Source organism: Bradyrhizobium algeriense, from assembly GCF_036924595.1.
GTDB classification, from domain to species: domain Bacteria; phylum Pseudomonadota; class Alphaproteobacteria; order Rhizobiales; family Xanthobacteraceae; genus Bradyrhizobium; species Bradyrhizobium algeriense.
The window spans coordinates 865,270-885,666 of the sequence record NZ_JAZHRV010000001.1 but is presented as its reverse complement, the minus strand read 5'-3'; the positions used below and the strand labels follow the sequence as shown (position 1 = coordinate 885,666).

22 protein-coding genes are annotated in these 20,397 nt (G+C 63.1%); 11 read left to right on the top strand and 11 right to left on the bottom strand.

What is annotated here, in order from left to right:
- Positions 1-4: 4 nt before the first annotated feature.
- The 7 genes from V1286_RS04310 to V1286_RS04280 are packed head-to-tail and all read left to right on the top strand — an operon-like array spanning position 5 to position 5,942.
- A complete protein-coding gene (locus V1286_RS04310) occupies positions 5-976 on the top strand; it encodes an ABC transporter substrate-binding protein (RefSeq protein WP_334477805.1) in 972 nt (323 codons plus the stop codon).
- Positions 977-985: 9 nt separating this feature from the next.
- Positions 986-1,738 carry an ABC transporter permease gene (locus V1286_RS04305; RefSeq protein WP_334477803.1) on the top strand — a complete coding sequence of 251 codons (753 nt, stop codon included), beginning with the start codon at positions 986-988 and terminating at the stop codon, positions 1,736-1,738.
- Entirely contained in the window at positions 1,717-2,514 is a 798-nt protein-coding gene (locus V1286_RS04300; RefSeq protein ID WP_334477801.1) for an ABC transporter ATP-binding protein, read from the top strand. The genes V1286_RS04305 and V1286_RS04300 overlap by 22 nt, the downstream gene beginning before the upstream one ends.
- A 7-nt stretch (positions 2,515-2,521) precedes the next feature.
- Positions 2,522-3,322: an ABC transporter permease gene (locus V1286_RS04295; RefSeq protein ID WP_334477799.1), complete on the top strand. Its 801-nt coding sequence runs from the start codon at positions 2,522-2,524 to the stop codon at positions 3,320-3,322.
- Positions 3,323-3,333: 11 nt separating this feature from the next.
- Positions 3,334-3,996 (top strand): polysaccharide deacetylase family protein, encoded by a 663-nt coding sequence (locus V1286_RS04290; RefSeq protein WP_334477797.1) that lies wholly within the window; start codon positions 3,334-3,336, stop codon positions 3,994-3,996.
- Positions 3,996-4,865 carry a fumarylacetoacetate hydrolase family protein gene (locus V1286_RS04285; protein ID WP_334477795.1) on the top strand — a complete coding sequence of 290 codons (870 nt, stop codon included), beginning with the start codon at positions 3,996-3,998 and terminating at the stop codon, positions 4,863-4,865. The genes V1286_RS04290 and V1286_RS04285 overlap by 1 nt, the downstream gene beginning before the upstream one ends.
- Positions 4,866-4,901: 36 nt before the next feature.
- Positions 4,902-5,942: a uroporphyrinogen decarboxylase family protein gene (locus V1286_RS04280; RefSeq protein ID WP_334477794.1), complete on the top strand. Its 1,041-nt coding sequence runs from the start codon at positions 4,902-4,904 to the stop codon at positions 5,940-5,942.
- Positions 5,943-5,948: 6 nt separating this feature from the next.
- On the opposite strand, the gene V1286_RS04275 is transcribed toward V1286_RS04280, so the two are convergent.
- The 6 genes from V1286_RS04275 to V1286_RS04250 all read right to left on the bottom strand — a co-directional run bounded on the left by V1286_RS04275 (position 5,949) and on the right by V1286_RS04250 (position 9,710).
- The gene (locus V1286_RS04275; protein WP_334477792.1) at positions 5,949-6,560 is read right to left on the bottom strand and encodes a nuclear transport factor 2 family protein; all 612 of its coding nucleotides are present in this window, start codon (positions 6,558-6,560) and stop codon (positions 5,949-5,951) included.
- Positions 6,561-6,566: 6 nt separating this feature from the next.
- On the bottom strand, positions 6,567-6,836 hold the full coding sequence (locus V1286_RS04270) for a hypothetical protein (RefSeq protein ID WP_334477791.1): 270 nt from the start codon (positions 6,834-6,836) through the stop codon (positions 6,567-6,569).
- On the bottom strand, positions 6,833-7,720 hold the full coding sequence (locus tag V1286_RS04265) for a DUF2778 domain-containing protein (RefSeq protein ID WP_334477790.1): 888 nt from the start codon (positions 7,718-7,720) through the stop codon (positions 6,833-6,835). The genes V1286_RS04270 and V1286_RS04265 overlap by 4 nt, the downstream gene beginning before the upstream one ends.
- Before the next feature lie 280 nt (positions 7,721-8,000).
- The gene (locus V1286_RS04260; RefSeq protein WP_334477789.1) at positions 8,001-8,426 is read right to left on the bottom strand and encodes a DOPA 4,5-dioxygenase family protein; all 426 of its coding nucleotides are present in this window, start codon (positions 8,424-8,426) and stop codon (positions 8,001-8,003) included.
- Between the two features lie 91 nt (positions 8,427-8,517).
- Entirely contained in the window at positions 8,518-9,081 is a 564-nt protein-coding gene (locus tag V1286_RS04255) for a carboxymuconolactone decarboxylase family protein (RefSeq protein ID WP_334477788.1), read from the bottom strand.
- Positions 9,082-9,176: 95 nt separating this feature from the next.
- Entirely contained in the window at positions 9,177-9,710 is a 534-nt protein-coding gene (locus tag V1286_RS04250) for a VOC family protein (RefSeq protein ID WP_334477787.1), read from the bottom strand.
- A 45-nt stretch (positions 9,711-9,755) separates the two neighbouring features.
- Here V1286_RS04250 and V1286_RS04245 point away from each other — a divergent pair, with 45 nt between their 5' ends.
- Positions 9,756-9,905 carry a hypothetical protein gene (locus V1286_RS04245; RefSeq protein WP_334477785.1) on the top strand — a complete coding sequence of 50 codons (150 nt, stop codon included), beginning with the start codon at positions 9,756-9,758 and terminating at the stop codon, positions 9,903-9,905.
- Positions 9,906-9,965: 60 nt separating this feature from the next.
- Here V1286_RS04245 and V1286_RS04240 read toward each other — a convergent pair whose 3' ends face one another.
- Together V1286_RS04240 and V1286_RS04235 are read right to left on the bottom strand one after the other, a co-directional pair.
- The gene (locus V1286_RS04240; RefSeq protein ID WP_334477784.1) at positions 9,966-11,186 is read right to left on the bottom strand and encodes a cytochrome P450; all 1,221 of its coding nucleotides are present in this window, start codon (positions 11,184-11,186) and stop codon (positions 9,966-9,968) included.
- A gap of 63 nt (positions 11,187-11,249) precedes the next feature.
- Entirely contained in the window at positions 11,250-11,459 is a 210-nt protein-coding gene (locus V1286_RS04235) for a ferredoxin (RefSeq protein ID WP_247519196.1), read from the bottom strand.
- Between the two features lie 164 nt (positions 11,460-11,623).
- On the opposite strand from V1286_RS04235, the gene V1286_RS04230 reads away from it, so the two are divergent.
- The 3 genes from V1286_RS04230 (at position 11,624) to V1286_RS04220 (ending at position 14,505) form a co-directional block, all read left to right on the top strand.
- A complete protein-coding gene (locus V1286_RS04230; protein ID WP_334477782.1) occupies positions 11,624-12,262 on the top strand; it encodes a TetR/AcrR family transcriptional regulator in 639 nt (212 codons plus the stop codon).
- 10 nt (positions 12,263-12,272) lie between these two features.
- Positions 12,273-13,457, top strand: coding sequence for a Na+/H+ antiporter NhaA (nhaA, locus tag V1286_RS04225; protein ID WP_334477780.1), 1,185 nt, complete (start codon positions 12,273-12,275; stop codon positions 13,455-13,457).
- A 193-nt stretch (positions 13,458-13,650) separates the two neighbouring features.
- Positions 13,651-14,505, top strand: coding sequence for a hypothetical protein (locus tag V1286_RS04220; protein WP_334477778.1), 855 nt, complete (start codon positions 13,651-13,653; stop codon positions 14,503-14,505).
- A 19-nt stretch (positions 14,506-14,524) separates the two neighbouring features.
- Here the strand turns inward: V1286_RS04220 and V1286_RS04215 are convergent, their stop codons facing one another.
- From V1286_RS04215 to nirB, 3 genes are read right to left on the bottom strand one after another with little or no spacing between them, the layout of a single operon-like run.
- Entirely contained in the window at positions 14,525-17,191 is a 2,667-nt protein-coding gene (locus tag V1286_RS04215) for a nitrate reductase (RefSeq protein WP_334477777.1), read from the bottom strand.
- A 6-nt stretch (positions 17,192-17,197) separates the two neighbouring features.
- Entirely contained in the window at positions 17,198-17,533 is a 336-nt protein-coding gene (nirD, locus tag V1286_RS04210) for a nitrite reductase small subunit NirD (protein WP_108522113.1), read from the bottom strand.
- Positions 17,530-19,989 carry a nitrite reductase large subunit NirB gene (gene nirB / locus V1286_RS04205; protein ID WP_334477776.1) on the bottom strand — a complete coding sequence of 820 codons (2,460 nt, stop codon included), beginning with the start codon at positions 19,987-19,989 and terminating at the stop codon, positions 17,530-17,532. The genes nirD and nirB overlap by 4 nt, the downstream gene beginning before the upstream one ends.
- Between the last annotated feature and the right edge of the window lie 408 nt (positions 19,990-20,397).

Below are 20,397 nucleotides of genomic sequence, written 5' to 3'. Positions count from 1 at the left end.
CACAATGAAGATCACGCGACGCCACATCCTGGCAACGATCACGGCAGCCACCGTGCTTGGCGCATCCGGCTACGCGCAAGCCGCCGACACCGTCCGCATCGGGCTTCCGACCAAAACCTACTGGCCGACCACGATCGCGGAAACCGCGGTGCGGCAGAAATTGTTCGAGAAGGAAGGCATCGCAGCGGAGCTTACGATCTATCGCGGCGGCGCCGAGACGTTCGAGGCGATGGCGGCGGGTGCCGCCGACGTCATTCTCGACGCCACCTCGCTGGTGTCGGCCGGACGCAAGAAGGGCGTGAACTCCAAAGTGCTCGCCAGTGCCGCCACGGGCTATTACGGCTGGCAGTTGATGACGCTTTCGAAATCGACGCTCGGGGTGAAGGATTTGGCCGGCAAGAAGGTCGCGATCACCTCCGCGGGCTCCGGTTCCGACCTGCTGGCGCTGTGGACCCAGCAGGACAAGAAGATCGAATTCACCCGCGTGCCCGTCGGCGGTGGCGGCCTGGTGCCGAACCTGCTCGCCGGCAATGTCGACGCGGCCGTGGTCTATTCGCCGCTGAGCTTCCAGATTTCCAAATCGGGCGAAGCGCGCACCATCCTCGACTTCTCCAAAGAGGTGCCGCCGAACCTAGCCGCAGGCTGGATCGCGCTCGACAAATACGTGCAGGACAAGCCGCAGATGGTGCAGAAGACGCTGAACGCGCTGTATGGCGCGCTGATGTTCATGCGCGCCAACAAGGACGCCTCCGTCAAGCTGATCACCGAACTCTATGAAATTCCCGCCGAGATCGCGGCGCTGGAATATGAAAACACGATTCTGAAGCTGGAAACCGACGGCAGCATGGACGGTGCGAAGATTCCGGAGCAGCTCCAGCTCGCGCTCGACATGGCCAAGGCCGGCGGCATGAAGGACCTTGGGCCTGCCGCCGAGATCATCTCGACGCAGTTCAAGCCGGTTCCGACCAAGCCCTGAGGCGGCGCGATGCGTGGATTAGGCGTAAAGGCGGCACGAATCGCGATTGTGGTGGCGCTGTTTGCGATATGGGAAATCCTGTCGCGCAGTGGCATCGTCAATCCGCGCCTGCTCCCTTCCGCCTCCGACACGCTGGCAACGCTCGGCGAGCTCCTGCAGCGAGCGAGCGTGCGCAAGGACCTCGCCGTCACCGCGACCGAGGTGGTGACAGCCTTCGCGCTCGCCGTTCCCGTCGGCGCGCTGATCGGCTTCCTGATCGCGGAGAACCGCTATTTTGCCGACGTGGCAAAGCCGCTGCTGTTCTTCGCCTTCAGCATCCCGAAATCGATCTTCCTGCCGATGTTCATCCTGGTGTTCGGCGTCGGCTTCGCGCAGAAGGTCGGCTTCGGATTCTTCTCGACCATCTTCATCGTGATCATGTCGACCACGACGGCGGTGGAGTCGGTCAAGGTCGAGCATTTGACCGTCGCCCGCTCCTATGGCGCAACGCCGATGCAAACCGCGTTTCGCGTCTATCTGCCGAGCATGCTCCCCGTTCTGCTGGAGGCGCTGCGGATCTCGATGATCTTCAATCTCACCGGCGTGATCCTCGCCGAAATGTACGCCTCGCGCGACGGCATCGGCCATCAGATCGCGACCTGGGGCGAAAATTTTCAGATGAAGCAGTTGCTGGCCGGCGTGCTGATGATCGCCGTGATCGCGATTGCCTTCAATGAACTGGTCAGATGGGTGGAAACACGATGCAGCCATTGGCGAACATAACCCCGCTGAAGCCGGCCGGCGCGATCGAGGTCCGCAATGTCGGGCAGATCTTCAAGACCACGACGCAGGACGTCATAGCGCTCGAAGACGTCTCGCTCGACGTCAAGCCCGGCCGTTTCGTCGTGCTAGTCGGCCCGAGCGGCTGCGGCAAGTCCACGCTTCTGATGATGATGGCGGGCCTCCGCCAGCAGACCTCGGGCACCATCACCATCAGCGGGGCACCGATTCCCGAGCCCGATCCAAATCGCGTCGGCGTGGTGTTTCAGGAAGCCAGCCTGTTTCCCTGGCTGACGGCGGAAGAGAATGTCGAGTTTCCGCTGGCGCTGCGCCGCGTCGCCAAGAGCGAACGCCGCGCCAAGGCGCAGGACGCGCTCAAACTCGTCGGCCTCGACGGTTTCGGCAAGCGCCATCCGCATGAATTGTCCGGCGGCATGAAGCAGCGCGTCTCGATCGCGCGCGGGCTGGTGCAGGACCCTCCGGTGCTGCTGATGGACGAACCGTTTGCCGCGCTCGACGAACAGACCCGCATGACCATGGGCGACGAACTGCTGCGGATCTGGGCTGCCACCGGCAAGACCGTGGTGTTCGTCACCCACAGCCTGACAGAGGCGGTCTATCTCGCCGACGAGGTGATCGTGATGTCGCCGCGGCCCGGCCGCATCGTCGATCACCTGCAGGTCTCGCTGCCCCGCCCGCGTACCTATGAAATGCTGAGCGGCGACGCGTTCGGCACCCTGCGCGACCGTATCTGGCGGCACATCCGCAAATCAGCGTGAGGCAGAGATGACCGCGGCGACGCTTCGCAGATTGATCGTGATCGGGCTCATTGCGCTGTGGGAACTCCTGCCGCGCGCAGGCCTCATTCCCGAGCTGTTCCTGCCGTCGCTGTCGTCGACGCTCGCGGCCGGCTGGAACGAGGCGGGCGAATACGGCCATGCCCTTGCCGTCACGCTCTACGAGGTCGCGATTTCGATGGCGTTCGCCTGTGGCGGCGGCATCCTGTTAGGGGCCATCGTCGGCAGCCTGCCGCGGCCGCGTATCCTGATCATGCCGATGGTCTCGAGCCTCTATGCGGTGCCGCTGGTCATCCTCTATCCGGTGTTCACGGTCTGGCTCGGCATCGGCTCGGAATCCAAGATCGCGTTCGCCTCGATCTATGGCTTCCTGCCGACGATGCTGGCGACCGCCGCCGGCATCCAAACCATCGATCCGCAATTGCTGCTCGCCGCACGCAGCATGGGCGCGACGCTGAGCCAGCGGCTGGTTCGCGTGATCATTCCGGCGGCGATCCCGACCGTGCTGTCGGGACTGCGTGTGGGTGGCGCGCTCGTGATCGTCGGCGTCGTGGTGTCGGAGATGCTGATCTCGTCCGCCGGCATCGGCTATCTGATTTCGCGCTATCGCACCATCCTCGACAGTCCGCATGTCTTCGCCGGCGTGCTGCTGGTGCTGGCGATGGCGATTGCCTTCAACGCCGCCATCAAATGGATCGAGCGCAAGGCCGCGATCTGGCAGACGGGGACGCGCGCCGGACAAAACGCTGCGGAAGAAATCTCAACGACTACCCTGCAGCCCGCGACCTGACGGAGCAGCGCGTGTTCGACCTGACGCTGACATTCGACAATGGTCCCGAGCCCGGCGTGACGCCGCGCGTGCTCGATATTTTGCGCGAGCGCGGCATCAAGACGACCTTCTTCGTGATCGGCGAGAAGCTTGGCGACCCCGAACGCCGCCAGCTTGCGGCGCGGGCCCATGACGAAGGCCACTGGATCGGCAATCACACTTTTACGCACACGGTACCGCTCGGGCAGCAGCGCGATGCGGACACGGCGCAAAACGAGATCGGCCGGACGCAGGATGCGATCGGCAACCTCGCGCACGCCAATCGCTGGTTCCGGCCGTTCGGCGGCGGCGGCAATCTCGACGCGCGGCTGCTGAAGCCTTCCGTGGTCGAATATCTCACGCGCAACAAGCATAGTTGCGTGCTCTGGAACGCGATCCCGCGCGACTGGGACGATCCGGACGGCTGGGCCGACCGGGCCCTGGAGCAGTGCCGGTCGCAGCCGTGGAGCCTGATGGTTCTGCACGATCTGCCGAGTGGCGCGATGAACCATCTCGAGCGCTTTATCGACCACGCCGGAAAAGCCGGCGCGCGTTTCCATCAGGACTTTCCACCCGATTGCGTTCCGATCCGTTCGGGCGAGATCGTACAATCCATCGAACCCTATGTTTCCTCCATCGAAGAAAGTGCCGAATAATGAAGATCGCAAGTTTCAAGGCGGGTCCAACAGCAACATACGGCCTGGTGATAAAAGACGGCATCATTGACGCCGGCAAGCGGCTGAAGGATCGGCCAACCCTGAAGGCGCTGCTCGCGAGCGGATCGCTCGATGCCTTGAGCGCGCTGCAAGGCGAACGGCCGGACTACGCGTTCGCCGAAATTGAGCTGCTGCCGACCGTTCCCGATCCGGACAAGATCTTCTGCATCGGCGTCAATTACGCCACGCATCTCGCCGAAAGCGGCCATCCTACACCGCCGCACCCGATGATTTTCACCCGCTTTGCCAACAGCCAGGTCGGCAGCGGCCAACCGATGATCCGGCCGCTGGAGTCGGAGCGCTTCGACTATGAGGGCGAAATGGCCGTCATCATCGGCAAGGCCGGCCGCCGCATTCCGCGCGAGGCAGCGCCGGCGCATGTGGCTGGCTATGCCTGCTACAATGACGGCAGCATCCGCGACTGGCAGCGCCACACCTCGCAATTCGCACCGGGCAAGAATTTTGTGGGTACCGGCGCGTTCGGGCCGTGGATGGTCACGACGGACGAAATCCCCGACATTAGCAAGCAGACGATTGCGACCCGCCTTAACGGCGTCGAGGTGCAGGCCGCACCAATCTCGGACCTCGTGTTCGACGTCGCTGCCCTGATCGCCTACTGCTCGACCTTCACCGAGCTCGTGCCCGGCGACGTCATCGTGACCGGCACCACCGGCGGCGTCGGCGCCTACCGCACGCCGCCGCTCTGGATGAAGGATGGCGACGTGGTTGAGGTGGAGGTCTCCGGCATCGGCGTGCTGCGCAATCCGGTCAGGGATGAGGTTGCGGCCGCAGCGACACGTGCTGCCTGACGTGAGCGGGAAAATAACAAGAGCAAGGAGATACTCATGAACCTGCCAAAGCACCTGCTGCCGACCACCGTCGTCGGCAGCTATCCGCAGCCGGAATGGCTGGTCGACCGCGCGATGCTGTCCAAGGTGGTGCCGCGCACGCGCCTGCATGCGATGTGGCGGCTGCCGGCCGAGCACCTGGAGGAGGCGCAGGACGACGCCACTATTGTCGCCATCAGGGACATGGAGCGCGCCGGCATCGACATCGTGACCGACGGCGAAATCCGCCGCGAGAGCTACTCCAACCGATTTGCGACGGCGCTCGAAGGCATCGATGACGAAAATCCGGCCATGATCACCTCGCGCAGCGGACACCAGACGCCGGTGCCGCGCGTCACAGGCCCGGTGAAGCGCCGCGGCCCGGTCGAGCTGCACGACATGAAATTCCTGCGCCAGAACACTGATCGCGCAGCAAAAATCACCCTGCCCGGCCCGTTCACGATGAGCCAGCAGGCCAAGAACGAATTCTATAAGGACGACGAGGAACTGGCGATGGCCTTCGCCGCCGCCGTCAACGCCGAGGCGCTCGACCTGCAAAAGGCCGGCGCCGACGTGATCCAGCTCGACGAGCCCTGGGTGCGCAACAATCCGGACCTTGCCCGCCGCTACGCCGTAAAGGCGATCAACCGCGCGCTCGAGGGCATCACCGTGCCGACGGTGGTGCATCTGTGCTTCGGCTATGCCGCCGTCGTGCCCGGCTCGACCAAGCCGGCCGGCTATTCCTTCCTCGCCGAACTCGCTGACACCAGGGCCGAGCAGATCTCGATCGAGGCGGCGCAGCCGAAGCTCGATCTCGGCGTGCTCAAGGATCTGTCGTCGAAGAAGATCATGCTCGGCGTGCTCGACCTCGGCAATCCCGAGATCGAATCCGTCGATGTGGTGGCCGACCGGATCCGCAACGGGCTGAAGCACGTCGCCGCGGATCGCCTTGTCGTCGCCCCCGACTGCGGCATGAAATACATGCCGCGCCAGACAGCGTTCGGAAAACTGAAGGCGATGTGCGACGCGGCCGCCGCCGTCCGCAAGGAGATCAGCTAAGCGAGATCAGCCAAGCGGCTTGCCCTGCAGCCACGCCGCACCGCGCGCATACAAGGCCTCGACTTCGGGCCCCTTCAGGCCCGGCATGTCGGGCTTCACCGTGTAACCGATGCGGGTCTGCAGATAAGCGAGATGCCGGTAGCCCGGCGGAAACCGTTCGAGCAGCGCCTTGTCGAGGACGGGCGCGGTGCCCGGCGTGACGGGGTCCATGCGGTCCTTCTCATAGATCGGCTGGCGCAGCACGATGCCCCAGCGTCCCTCCCGCTTTTCGAGAAAGTCGTAGAACCGGCCGGTGCAAAGCACGTCGCACAGTACGCCCTCGACCTCGGCGCGCTGCGAGATCGTCATCTTGGTCTGCGAGATGGCGCGCTGTCCTGCAAGGTCGACCGAGATACCGCCGAGGAAATGCAGGATGCTGACGCCCTTGGCCCAGGCCTGCTTGCTGATTTCGATGAACTCGTCGCCGGTGCCCTGCGTCCAGGTCGCCATCATGCGGCCGTCGGGATGCCAGACCGTGCGAAAACGCTCCCAGTCGCCGGCATCGCGCCAGATCGCCCAGTTCTGCAACAATTCCCGGATCAGGCGGTCATCTTCGATTTCGCTGTCGCTTGCAGGCATGGGGACTCACAACAGCTTCGCGCGGACGAACAGCGCGCGCAGGGCGTTGGTCGCCTGCACGGTCAGCATCGCGTTATCAGCGGCGCCCTGCAGTGCACTGACAGCACCGGCGTGTAGCGCGCGGAATTCGATCCACTCGATCGAGCTGAGATTGGTGATGAAACGGTAGGCCTGGCCGACGGTGGCGATCGACACCGTCTGGCCGTTCAGGTTGATCTTGAAAACCGCACGCAGCGGCGTGTCGGAATCGGCGGCATCGCCTGCGACTGCGTTCATGACGGGGACGGTGAACGCCGCGACGCGGTGAGGCCTTCCTTGAGGCTCGGCACGACGACGAGGCGCTTGACCTCGCCATTGCGGTACGCCGTCAGGAACCGGTCATACTCCTTGATCGAGACGCAGCCGTTGGAATCGCCGTTTGGGCCCAGCAGGTAGCTGTGCACGAGCAGACCCGTTCGCCCGTGCATTTCGTTTTCGCCCACGGGCGTCATGCGCAGCGCCGCGACGCCATGAAACAGCTTTTCACGCGGCTTGAGGTCGTAGACGTTTGGCGGGGTCGCGCCGACCATCCGCTGATCGACATGGGCCGGATTGTCCATCAGGCCGCCCAGCCCCGAATGTGCCTCGAGCTTGGCGCCGTTCGGCAGGTAAACGGCGCGGGCCGAAATGTCGTAGACCGCCGTCTGACTGTCGTAGCCGAGCGCCGTCAGATCCTTGCGCTCGCCGAGCAGCCCATCCCCCGGGGTCAGCGACGCCAGCGAGAAGCGCATCGGCACCAGATCGGCGAGTTTCTCGAACATGGTGCGGTTGTCAGACGAAGCCGGCGCCGGGTCGCTCCCCGTTGACTGAAGATTGGCCAGGACCGGCCGGGCTCGTGGCAGCGGGATTGCCGCCTCGACCGTCGGGGCGGACGGTTCGGGCTGAACGTTCTGCTCCTCACGCGATCGTCCGCCCAACTGGCTTTCGATGTGCCCGAACTCTGCATCGAAATTCGAACGGGCCGCGGGACGCCAGGGGTAGTTAAAGGCCAGCGAACGGCGCACCGAGCCCGGGCCGAAGCGCTCGTCGAACGAGGAAGTGCTGCCGACATTCGCGGATGCGGGATTGATCCAGGCGGCCGGGTCGAAATCGATCACCCAGCCGGCCAGTCCCAACGCCATGGCGAGCGCCGCCGCGCCGAAGGCCGCCTCACGGCACAATCGGGTACGGCGGCTCGAAGCAAGCCCGGCTGCGCTGGTCGTCTTTCTATCCATCCGTCCCCGGCTCGGCGCTTCGGAATCACGTCTGATTCCTAATGGATTCACCGAATAAGTCCCACCATAATGCAAACCAAAGTAAGGCATAATCGAGACAAGCGCTCGATGTCATCATGACCGGCCGAATCCACGGATTCAAGCATCTAATGGTAAGCTAGGCCGAGATTCCCCGGCGAGGCCGCGCTCAGGGCCGCAGAACCGGGTTGGTATTCGGCGCGGGCGCCTCTTCCATCTCGGCGTGCTCCGGCAGCTTGTCGGCATGCACGGCGAGCGCCGGCCCGATCCAGATCGGATCGGCCTCATGATCCCGGCGCGGATTGGTCGTATTCGGATGGACCAGAACGCTCAATTTGCCATGATTGAGCATCAGCCACGGGACCAGCTCGGGGAATACCTCCCGGGCAAAGGCCACCTGGTACATGGCCTGATCATGCGGGCCGACCTTGACGTCGTGCCAGCGTCCGAGCGTGACCGAGAACCGCTCACCGATCCAGGCGCGCAACTGCTCGGCCTCGGCCCGCGACGTCGCCGGATCGTAATAGATATGGGCGTGGTAACTCGCGATCTCGCCCAATGGTCGCGGACCGCCTGTCTCCGGCTCACCCGTCATTGCATTCGCTCCACGCTATCGTTGCTTTGGACCGGTCGATGATCGCTGCAACTGGCCGTGGGGTCAATGTGGCGCGGGCAATGTGTAGGCGTCAGCCCGACCGCTTCTTGCTGCTCTCGAAGAAGACGGTCATGCCAGCGGCCGGGTCGAGGTCGACGTCGGTGGCCTCCGTCAGGCGCGCCATCGTCATGTAGAAGCCGATCGCGAGGATCGATTCGACGATCTCCTGCTCGCTGAAATTCGTGCGCATGGCAGCGAAGACCGGCTCGGCGACACGGACGTTCTCGATGACTTCCCGGCCGAACGCCAGCAGCGCCTGTTCGGCGGCATTGAACGCGGCGTCCTCGTATTTGCCTTGTTCGATGCAGTCGATCTGCTTTTGCGTGACGCCGACGCCGAGCGCGATCGGAACGTGCTGACGCCACTCATAGACGCCATGCTGCAGCTGCGCGACCTGGAGGATCAGCAATTCCCGGTTGACGTGGCTGAGTTTCTGGCGGTGCAGGATCGAATTGGCGAACCGCATCGCCGGAATGAAATTGGCCTCGGCATGCGCCATCATCCGGAAGATGTTCAATACGACCGGCATCCTGTCAAAGGACGTGCGCACGTCGCCGCTGGTTGCCGCCGGGTCGATCAGGGGAAGTCTTGCCATTCGGCCTCTCCTTGCGTTTGCTGTTCTTGTTGCTATTGCGGACGCTTCCGCGCTCAGGCCGGAACTTACCTCGCACTTGCCGGGGCGCGCATCACTCAGCGTCCGCCGACTTCGCGGATGGGATCGGCGCCGTCCCAACCAGCGGCGACCTTGCGAATGTGCTCGAAGAAACTCCCCTTGCTGCCGCTGATGTCTGAAATCTCCACCACGGTGCCGGGATGGGCCTGCGTATCGAAATAAGCAAAGCGGCCCTTTTCACCGCCGATCTGGCCTTCGTGCCCCACTTTATAGCTAAGCGACAGCGCGCGGTCGTAGAGGGCCTGATAATCACGGGTCCAGTACGACATGTGCTGCAAGCCTTCGCGGCCGGAGTCGAGGAACTCCTTGTACATCGAGGGCGCGTCGTTGCGCTGCTGGATCAGCTCGATCTGGAGATCGCCGGAATTGGCGAGCGCCACGCTCATCTCCATGGCGGAGTCCTGGCCGCGGTGGCGGAAGTAATCGGTCTTGACCTTGTCGATATAGTACCAGGGCCCGACGCCCATCACATTGACCCAGTGATTCATGGCGGCGCGGATATCCCGCACGACATTTCCGTTCTGGCAGACTGCTCCAAAGATGCGGCTCATGACGATCTCCCGGTCCGCTTGTCGGCGGGACAGACTTCCCGCCTCTTGTTCTTCTTGGTCCCGCCGTTCGAGAAGCTGCTGGCACTCGGCATCTCCACCGACTTCATCGCCGGAGACCAGCAGCGCGACATCAACGCGCGCGACATCGAAGCCTGGAAGAAGGTCGCCAGCGACGCGAAGATCGAGATCAAGTAGTCGCTGAACGCAAAAGGAGGGCCGAGACAATCGGCCCTCCCCGCCTCATTCATGGAACGCTCAGCTCGCCTTGCCGAACAGCATGGGCAACTGGCGCGGGCCGCGCACGGTGCCTTCCGACCAGGTGACCTTGCCGGCGGGATCGAGCCTGAAATCCGGGATCCGCTTCAGCCATTCCTCGATCGCAACCGTCATTTCCATGCGCGCCAGGTTGGAGCCGACGCAGCGGTGAATGCCGAGGCCGAACGCGGCGTGGCGGTTTTCCTTGCGGTCGATCACCACCTTGTCGGCGTCGGGGAACATGGCGGGATCGCGGTTGGCGGCCGGGAACGACAGCAGCACCATGTTGCCGGCCTTGACCGGGCAGCCGCTGATCGTCGTCTCCTTTATCACCTCGCGCGCCATCGTCACCGGCGAATAGGCGCGCAGCAGTTCCTCGACCGCTAGCGGCATCAATTCCGGTTCCTTGACGAGACGCTCGCGGTCCGCCGGCGTCTTCGCCAGATGCCACAGCGAGGAGCCGATCGCGCTCCAGGTGGTGTCGATGCCGGCGATCAGAAGCAGCCGCAGCGAACCCAGCACATGCTCATCCGCCAGAGGATTTCCGTCCTTGTCCCTCGCGTTCATCAGCGTCGAGATCAGATCATCGGTCGGATTGTTTTTGCGATACTCGATATGGCCGGCGAAATAGCCGGTCATCTCCCTTACCGCCTCCATCAGCGCGTTTTCGTCCTTGATGCCGAGTTCGAGGATGCCGTGAATCCACTTGATGAAGAGATCGCCGTCCTTCTCAGGGATTCCGAGCATATGCGCGATGGCGCGGACCGGAACATGCTTGGTGTAGCGCGCGGCGGCGTCGCATTTGCCATCGGCGATGAACTCGTCGATCAGCTCGTTGCAGATGGCGCGCACCCGCGGTTCGAGCTTCTTCATCGCGTCCGGCGTGAACGGCGGCAACAGCAATTGCTTGGCGGGCTTGTGCTCGGGCGGATCGGAGGTGATCGGCGGCGCCCGCGCCGTGATCTCCGGCCGCATGTCGCGCACGATGACGCGCCGGGACGAAAAATGGTCGGTGTCGTAGGCGATTTCCTTTACCGCCTGGTAGGTGGTCGGCATGTAGCAGCCGAGGAAGCGCTCGGTGTGAACGACCGGCGAAGCCTCGCGCAATTTCTCCCAGATCGGAAACGGGTTTTCCGTCCACGTCGGATCGGTGTGGTCGAAATCATTGACCCAGTCGGAGACCGGGGGATGTTCGGGCATGATGCTGGCGGAATCGGACATCGGAGCAAATCCTCTGCTTGGTTCGTTCAGATCTATTTTGGCTATATCGATCTCCGGACCGGACTATTCCTCGGTCACCTCGATCGCGATTTCAGGACAGTTGGTCTGGGCAAGCCAGGCCTTGTCTTCCAGACCCGCGGGCACGGAACCGTCGCCGACTTCGTGCGCATTGCCGAATTCGTCGAGGTCGAACAGTTCGGGTGCCAGTGATTTGCAGCGCGCGTGGCCCTGACATTTGTCCTGGTCGACGCGGATTTTCAGCTTTCCGGCCATCGCAGCGTTTCCCTTTTTGTGACGCGCTTTGCCGCGCGGTATTCTTCTTTCGGCATTCTTCGGCACGGCGGCACAGACCCGCCGGCGCACCGCGAAGTTATATTGTATTACATTCGCGCTACCGTTGTGCTGTCAAGTCAAAAGTTATAGATCATGACATTGAAATGCCACCTCGACCCGCACGCAAAGCGCTGAACGCCTATCACCATGGGGATCTTCGTGATGCCCTGGTTCAGGCCGCGTTGCACGAAGTCGAGCTCGGCGGCCCGGAAGCGATCAGCATCAGCGCGCTTGCCAAGAAACTCGGCGTCTCGCAGCCGGCGCCATACAAGCATTTTGCCGATCGCGAGACGTTGCTGACCGCTGTCACGGCCGAAGCGTTCCGCCAATTCAGCGCGATGATGCGTGCGGCGATCGAAAAGCCGTCAAAACAGTCGAAGCTGTCGCGCTTCGCGCAGCTCACGCTTGATTTCGGCCTGCGCCGCAACGGCATCTATCGCCTGATGTTCGCGTCGCGAACCATGGCGTGCGCGCCAAAAGGCAGCGAGTTGCACAGCGCGGCAATGGAAACCTTCGAACTCCTGGTGGAGGCGCTCGAGGCGCCGGCCGTCGGGCTGTTGCGCGAGCGTAGCGCCCTGAAGGTCTGGGCCTCGCTACACGGCGTGGTGATGCTCGCCGAACAGGGACTGCTTACCGGCCAGGTTGCCCATGTCAGCCGGGAAGAACTGGTCGAGGACATCGTGATGGAAACGAAACTCGCGCTGTCGGTCGCCATCAATACGGCCGGCAAGGCTGATTCATGAAGGCCGGTTCATGACGGCCGAGGCGCCGGCATCTGACGGATCTGACAACAGTGGCCTCTATGGAGGCGTCGTTCTCGGGCTTGCCGCCATCGCGGCTCTCATCGTCGCAAACTCACCGCTGGGGCCGCAATACGAGGCGCTGCTACGGACGACCGGCGAGGTCCGAATCGGATCGATCGGACTGAGCAAGACCGTCGATCACTGGATCAATGACGGCTTGATGGCGGTGTTCTTTCTGCTGGTCGGCCTCGAGATCAAGCGCGAGGCGCTAGAGGGCCCGCTGTCGAGCGCAAAGCAGGCGGCATTGCCCGTGATCGCCGCGTTCGGCGGCTTTGTCACGCCAGCGGCGATCTTTGCCGCGGTGAACTGGGCCGACGCCCACGCATTGCGCGGCTGGGCCATCCCGGCGGCGACCGACATCGCCTTTGCGCTGGGTGTTTGCGCCATGCTGGGACGCAAGGTCCCGGCTTCGCTGAAGATATTTCTAATGGCGCTCGCAATCATCGACGATCTGATGGCCATCATCGTCATTGCGATCTTCTATACCGCGGACCTCTCCATCATGGCGCTGGCGCTTGGCGGAATCGGCGTGGGGGCGCTCGCGGTTCTCAATCTGCTCGATGTGCGCAGACCATCGTTCTATCTCATCGCCGGGCTGTTCACCTGGGTCTGCGTGCTCAAATCCGGCGTGCATGCGACGCTCGCCGGTGTCGCCGTCGGTCTCGCGATGCCGCTGACCCGACACGACGGGCACAGCCTGCTCGAAGATACCGAACACGCTCTCAGGCCATGGGTGATTTTCGCCATCGTGCCGATTTTCGCCTTCGCGAATGCCGGCGTATCGCTTCACGGATTGACCTTGTCAAAGCTGGCGGAGCCGATAACGCTTGGCATTATCGCAGGGCTTTTCGTCGGCAAACAGATCGGGGTCTTCGGCTCATCGCTGCTCGCGATCAGGCTGGGCCTGGCTGCGATGCCGGAAGGGGCCACAACGGCAAAGCTTTATGCCATCGCCATCCTGACCGGCATTGGCTTCACCATGAGCCTCTTCATCGGCACGCTGGCCTTCGACGACGAGGCGGTGCTGAAACAGGTCCGGCTCGGCGTCCTCGCGGCTTCGCTGCTGTCCGGCATCGTCGCCGCGCTGCTTTTTGCGACCCTCAGCCGATCGAACGGAGTTCCGGCTTCGCGATAGGCGGCGCAAACGCGCCACACCCGCCATGAGACCGAAGTCCGCATGGCAGCCGCCGCTTGTATTCGCCACGGACAGATGATCTAGCTTGTCCAGTGAAGGGCAACGCCGGTTGAGCACGAGCTTTACCAGATCCACCGCACCGCGCCGTCTGAAACTCGCGCTAGCGCGATCCGTCAGAGGCGTAGCGCTCGGCATGCTGGTGTCGTTTTGCGTTACAGGCCTTGCGCTTGGAAAAGACGATGGCGACGGTGAGGAGGATGCGGCCAAGGCAAAACCGGCCCTGCCGAACTTCTATCTCGATATGAGAACGATCTACTCGACGCTGCCCGCCGGCTCGCTCTCGATCGGATTTAGCGCCCCGCCTTTGCTGGCGACGCTGGCGAACCTTTCCGCGCTCCGAACCCTTACCTCACCCTCCAGCCAAAGTGTCTCGATCGACCTGCCGTTGACGGTCGATGTCAACGATCGGCTCTCGGTCTATGGCGGCGTCAGTGGCGCTACGTCGCAGGCCGGCACTGATCCCTGGACCGCTTTCTCGATCTTCAGCTTTACGCTCGGATTCCAGGCCGACATCTATCAGCAGAACGGCGGAATGTTTCCGACCATCACCGTTCAATCCAACGTGTCGCGATCGACTTCGGACTCTCCGCTGGCCTCCACGACCTACAACACGATCCTGGAGGCCGGCTACGCGCAGAATGCGGATGAGACGCGAGGGCTGCTCGCGGGAATGCAGTACGCCAAGGTCCTCGTCGATACCCCGCTCGCCCGCGTCAGCCCTGACGTCATGGGCTATGTCGGCGGCTACTATCAGTGGGACAACAACTGGAAGTTCACCGGCCGCTTCGGCGTGCAGCACTTCGGCGGCGCGCAGCTTCTGAACCTGACGCCGTTTCCCGCATTCACGCAGCCGATCCTTCGGCTCGACCTCGACCGCATGGATGACGACGACAACCGGCTGTTCGGCATCACCGCGCAGATCGCCTGGACACCGAAGCCGTCGTACCAGCTAACGCTGCGAACGCCGCTCTATGCGATCAAGAATTAGCGGCCAGATTGCCGCAAGCTCATGCGGCCTGCGAATCTCGCACGGCCGCGCCGCGCAGCAGCTTGCCGATCTCCGGCTTGCAGGCACCACAATTGGTACCGGCCTTCAGGCGCCGGCCGACCTCGTCGACGCTGGCTGCCCCTTTTTTGATTTCGGCTGATATCTGGTGCTGTCCGACGCCGAAGCACGAGCAGACGATCGGCCCAACGTCCTGGCCCGCATCGAGCGGCTGCCCCGTCAGCAGCGACATCCTCGCATTCGCTGACAATGCCTGCTCTGCGAATAGCCCTGATAGCCACGATCGCGAGACCAGCTTGTGATCGGGTGCGATGAACACGCAACCTTCCAGCCGGCCGTCGCGAACGGCCGCGTAGCGGAAGCGGCCGACCTTCGGATCGCGATAGGCGATCCATTCGATGTCGTCCTGTCCGACGCGGAGCTGCGCCCGCGCCCAGTCGCGCCAGCTTGCCGGCCGCTCGTCGCCGGTGAGTTCCATCCGCCAGCAAGTCCCTGAGAGCCCGCCGACCCAGTAGCCCGCTTCGGGACGCGCGATCTCCTGGCGGCTGAGGATGAAGGCATGCCATTTCGGCAAGTAGGCTGCCGCCTTCACCGGCGTGTGCTTGGACTCCGGCTGCCCGGAGATCGGATCGGTCGCCGGATTGACCAGCGCGTTGACCCGGCCATCGCCGGCATATTCGCCGTTCCAGTGCATCGGCACGAACACACAGCCGCGGCGCTGCTCGGCGGTGACGACAACGCGCGCCACCATCTCGCCCCACGGGCTGGTCAATCGCGCGAGCCCGCCATTCTCGACGCCGGCCATGCGCGCATCGTCGGGATGGAATTCGGCATAAGGCTCGAAAACGTGAGCCAGCAGCCGTGGGGATTTTCCCGTCCGCGTCATGGTGTGCCATTGATCGCGGACCCGCCCGGTGTTGAGCACCAGCGGATAGTCCCGGCTGGTCGCGTTCACAGCGGCACGCGGCGTCACCGGCACGAAACGCGCCTTGCGGTCGGGCGTGAAGAATTGTCCGGTTTCGAACATCCGCGGCGTGCCGGTCGGATATTCGCGCGTCACCGGCCACTGGATCGGGGTAAGCGCGTCGTAGGCGCGATCGTCGAGCGTATTCAGGGCGGACAGATCGAAATCGCGGGTCCCCTCATTCTCGAAACTGGAGAGTCTCGCGTGCTCGCGGAAGATCGCGGCAGCGTTCGGATAGTCGAACCCCGAAAAACCCATGCGCTGCGCGACGTCGCAGACGGTCTGCCAATCGGCCCTTGCAGCGCCGGGCGCGGGCAGGAATCGCCGTTGCCGGGAGATGCGGCGTTCGGAGTTGGTGACGGTACCGTCCTTCTCGCCCCACGTCAGCGCCGGCAGCAGTACGTGCGCATGACGCGTGGTGTCGGTATGGCGCATGCAGTCGGAGACGACGACGAGCTCGCACGCATCGAGCGCGCGGCGCACGCGATCGGCATCCGGCAGGCTGACCACCGGATTGGTGGACATGATCCAGACCGCCTTGATGCGCTGATCGGCGATCGCGTCGAACATGTCGACGGCCTTGAGGCCCTGCTTGTCCGCGATAATTGGCGACTGCCAGAAGCGCTGCACGATGTCGCGGTGTCGCGGGTTTTCGATCTCCATGTGGGCGGCCAATTGATTGGCCAACCCGCCGACTTCCCGGCCGCCCATGGCGTTGGGTTGTCCGGTCAACGAGAACGGGCCCATACCGGGTCGCCCGATACGCCCCGTCAACAAATGACAGTTGATGATCGCATTGACCTTGTCGACGCCGCTGCTCGACTGGTTGACGCCCTGCGAATAAAGCGTGACGACCCGCTCGGTTTTCGCGAACCAGTCGAAGAACAACGCCACCGCGCCCTCGGCCAAGCCGCAGATGTCGGCAGTCTGCGCGACCGTCTGGCCGGCGACCTGTTGCAACGCGGCTTCGGCGCCGGTGGTGGATTCATCCACAAACGCGCGGTCGATGGCGTTGCTGGACGCGAGATGCGCGAGCAACCCGTTGAACAGCACCGAATCGCTGCCCGAGCGAAGCGGCAGGTGCAGATCGGCGCCGTCGCAGGTTGCAGTTCGCCGCGGATCGATGACGACGATGCGGCAGGCAGGATTATTGGCCTTTGCGGCCACCATGCGTTGGTAAAGGATCGGATGGCACCAGGCGGCATTGGAGCCGACGAGCACCAGAAGGTCGGCGGTTTCGAGATCCTCATAGCAGCCCGGAACGGTGTCGCTGCCGAACGCGCGCTTGTGCCCCGCCACGCTCGACGCCATGCACAGCCGGGAATTGGTGTCGATGTTGGCGGTGCCGATAAAACCCTTGGCGAGCTTGTTGATGACGTAATAGTCCTCGGTCAGAATCTGGCCGGAGACATAGAAAGCGACCGAATCCGGCCCGTGCTCGCGGACGATTCTGGCAAAGCCCTCCGCGACATGATCGAGCGCCGTATCCCAGCTCGTTTCCTGGCCGTTGACCACGGGAGCGAGCAGCCGCCCCTCGAGACCGATGGTCTCGGCCAGTGCCGAGCCTTTCGCGCATAGCCGTCCGAAATTGGCGGGATGAAGCGGATCGCCCCGAACGGTAACGGCGCCCGAGGCATCCCTGTCAGCGATGACGCCGCAGCCGACGCCGCAATACGGACAGCTTGTCTTCACTGGCACGGGCAATCACCCTCACTCGGCGGGCACGGCCGCCGCCGTCTGGATGCAAAGCCAGACAGTGTTGTTCTCCACCTTGGTCGGATGCGCGCGCGTACATCCCTCGTCGGGAGCAACCGCCGTACCGCTCTTGAGCTCAATGACGAAATTGTGCAGCGGACAGGTGACGCGCTTGTTGTGGACGATGCCTTGCGACAACGGTCCGCCCTTGTGCGGACAGCGATCGTCGAGCGCGAACACCTCGTCATCGGCGGTCCGGAACACCGCAATGTCTCCGGACGCTGTTCGCACGACGCGTGAGCCGAGAACGGGAATATCGCTCAGTGTCCCGATTTCAATCCAGTTGCTCATGCGAGTTCCAGCTCCGCAAGCGGGGTGAATTCGTTGCGATCGACACCGCGTTTGGCGCGCGCCGCCCACGGATCGCTCTGAGAGAATTGCTGCGAGTAAGCGAAGCGGCTGAACAGCGCCTTGCGGTTGGCGATATCGTCGACCACCTGCTTGCGGATGGCATCGAGACCAATCCGATCGCACCACTTGTACATGCGCTCCAGATACCAGCCCTGTTCGCGATAGAGCTGCGTCAGCGCGGCGATGACTTCGAGCGTCTCCTCCTCGGTCGCGACCTTGGTCAGGAATTCGGTCCCCTTGATGTGAAGACCGGCGGCGCCGGCGAAATGGATCTCGAACCCGGAATCGACGCAGACGACGCCGACGTCCTTGCAGGTCGCTTCCGCGCAATTGCGCGGGCAACCGGACACCGCAAGCTTCACCTTGGCAGGCGTCCACGAGCCCCACAGGAATTTCTCGATCTTGATGCCGAGGCCGGTCGAATCCTGCGTGCCGAAACGACACCATTCCGAACCGACGCAGGTCTTCACCGTGCGCAATCCCTTGGCATAGGCGTGGCCCGACACCATCCCCGCATCATTGAGGTCGGCCCACACGGCAGGCAAATCCTCCTTCTTCACGCCGAGAAGGTCGATGCGCTGCCCGCCAGTCACCTTGACTGTCGGAATCTTGAACTTGTCCGCGACGTCGGCGATGGCACGCAATTCATCCGGCGTCGTGACGCCGCCCCACATCCGCGGCACGACCGAATACGTCCCATCCTTCTGGATATTGGCGTGGACGCGTTCATTGATGTAGCGCGACTGCTGGTCGTCGCGGTACTCGCCGGGCCAGGTGGCGAGCAGGTAATAGTTCAGGGCGGGCCGGCAGGAATGGCACCCGTTCGGCGTCTTCCAGTCCATGAACCTCATGACATCGGGAATGGTCTTCAATCCGTTCTCTATGATGACGCGCCGCGCGTCGTCATGGCTGTGATCGGTGCATGCACACATCGGCTTGACCTTCGGGGCCGCCGAATAGTCGCCACCGAGCGTGAAGGCGAGCACTTGCTCGACCAGGCCGGTACATGAGCCGCAGGACGAGGAGGCCTTGGTGTGGGCCCGCACGTCGTCGATCGTGAACAGTTTCTTTTCGCTGATCGCCTTGACGATCGCGCCCTTGCAGACGCCGTTGCATCCGCAGATTTCCGCGTCATCGCTCATGGCGGCGACCGAGTTCTTGCCGCTATGGCCGCCATCGCCGAGATTGGCGGCGCCGAACACCAGCCGCTCGCGCATTTGCGAAACGTCGGTGCCGTCGCGCAGATGCTGGAAGTACCACGGGCCGTCGATAGTATCGCCATAGAGCACGGCGCCGATGATTTTCTTGTCGCGCAGAATGATCCGCTTGTAGACGCCGCGGGAAGCGTCCTGCATGACGATCTCTTCCTTGTCCGCACCCGGTGCGAAGTCGCCGGCGGAGAACAGGTCGATCCCGGTCACCTTCAGTTTGGTCGAAACGACCGACCCGTCATAGGTGGCAAAACCCTTCATGGCGAGGTGATTGGCGCAGACCTTGGCCTGGTCGAACAGGGGAGCGACGAGGCCGTAGGTCTGGCGACGATGCTGCACGCATTCGCCGACCGCATAGATTCGTCCGTCGTAGGTCTGCATGGTGTCGGAGACGACGATGCCGCGCTCGCAATAAAGGCCTGCCTTGCGCGCCAGCTCGACATTCGGGCGGATGCCGACTGCCATCACGACCAGGTCTGCCGGAATCTCCTCGCCGTCGGCAAAGCGCACGCCGGTCACGCGATCCTCGCCCAGGATCGCTTCCGTCTGCGCGGGCATCTTGAACACCATGCCGCGCTCTTCCAGCGACTTGCGCAGCAATCCGCCCGCGACCTGATCGAGCTGACGCTCCATCAGCGTGTCGAGCAGATGCACCACGGTGACGTTCATGCCGCGCTTCATCAGGCCGTTGGCGGCTTCGAGACCGAGCAGACCGCCGCCGATCACGACGGCATTCTTGTAGCTCGTCGAGGCCTGAACCATACGCTCGACGTCCTGAATGTCGCGAAAGCCGACGACGCCCGGAAGGTCCTTGCCCGGCAGCGGCAACATGATCGGGTTCGAGCCGGTGGCGATCAGCAGGCGATCATAGGGCACCCGCGCGCCTTCCGCGGTGACGACTTCGCAGGTACGCCGATCGATCATCTCGATCATTTCGCCCTTGCGCAGCGTGATCCCGTTATCCTCGTACCACTGCTCCGTGTTGAGCATGATGTCGTTGACGGTCTTCTCGCCGGCAAGCACCGGCGACAGCAGAATCCGGTTGTAGTTGCCGTAGGGTTCGGAACCGAAGACGGTGATGTCATAGAGATCGGGCGCGCGGTCCAGCAGCACTTCCACCGTGCGGATGCCGGCCATCCCGTTGCCGATCACCACCAACTTTTGCTTGTTTACTTTCTCGAGCATGCCCTGCCTTCCAGATTTCCGATGGTCCCGCTCGGCGACGCAGCTCTGCATCGTCGATTGGCAAAAAGTATTGATGATTGGGGAGCGCCCATCGGCGGGCATAAGGATCGTCGGCTATGACGATCGATATCTCAGGTATTCAAGAGACGTGCCAACACCAGGCCCGTATTTTTCCGGGCGCAACGCACGGCTTCAGCCGATGAATCGTCAGTTGGCTGCACCTGGGCGTGCATGAATGCCCAAAAAATCATCCTCCCGGGCTACCCATTGTGCACAACACGAACGCTTAACCATGAGCGAGCGTCAATTTGCCCGCGGAACTGGCACGACACGGATAAGTGGCTTTTCAGGCGCGTTTTTCCGTCAATAGCCGGAACCGCATAATAAAACACCACACTGCACGCTCGA